The sequence below is a fragment of the Erwinia sp. B116 genome (assembly GCF_002865965.1).
Classification (GTDB): Bacteria; Pseudomonadota; Gammaproteobacteria; order Enterobacterales; family Enterobacteriaceae; genus Erwinia.
The window spans coordinates 1-566 of sequence record NZ_JRZZ01000119.1; the positions used below are offsets into that span (position 1 = coordinate 1).

General features: G+C 54.2%; 1 pseudogene. It reads left to right on the forward strand.

Annotated features, from left to right (window positions below):
* Nucleotides 1-65 precede the first annotated feature (65 nt).
* Nucleotides 66-566, forward strand: a pseudogene (locus tag NV64_RS22855) (transposase); the annotation flags it as partial.

The following is a 566-nucleotide window of genomic DNA, read 5'->3' on the forward strand; positions in this document are numbered from 1 at the left end:
TGATCTTACCCATCAATAGTGGACACGCGACTAAGTGAGTAAACTCTCAACCAGAGGTGACTCACATGACAAAACCGGCCACAACCAGCAAAAAAACACGTAAGCAACACACACCCGAATTCCGTACAGAAGCCCTTAAACTGGCTGAACGTATCGGTGTCGCCGCTGCTGCCCGCGAACTCAGCCTGTATGAATCCCAACTCTATAACTGGCGCAGTAAACAGCAGGGCCAGACAACTGCCTCTGAACGTGAGAACGAACAGGCTGCCGAGATCGCCCGCCTTAAACGCCAGTTAGCTGAAAAGGACGAGGAGCTGGCCATTCTCCAAAAGGCCGCGACATACTTCGCGAAGCGCCTGAAATGAAGTATGTCTTTATCGAAAAACACCAGGCTGAATTCAGTATTAAAGCCATGTGCCGGGTACTGTGTGTGGCCCGAAGCGGCTGGTACGCCTGGCGGAGCCGGTGCACGGTAATCAATGCACGCCAGCGGTTCCGCCATGATTGCGACAGCGTCGTCAGTAACGCATTCAGCCGGGCTAAACAGCGCTACGGCGCACCCCGTC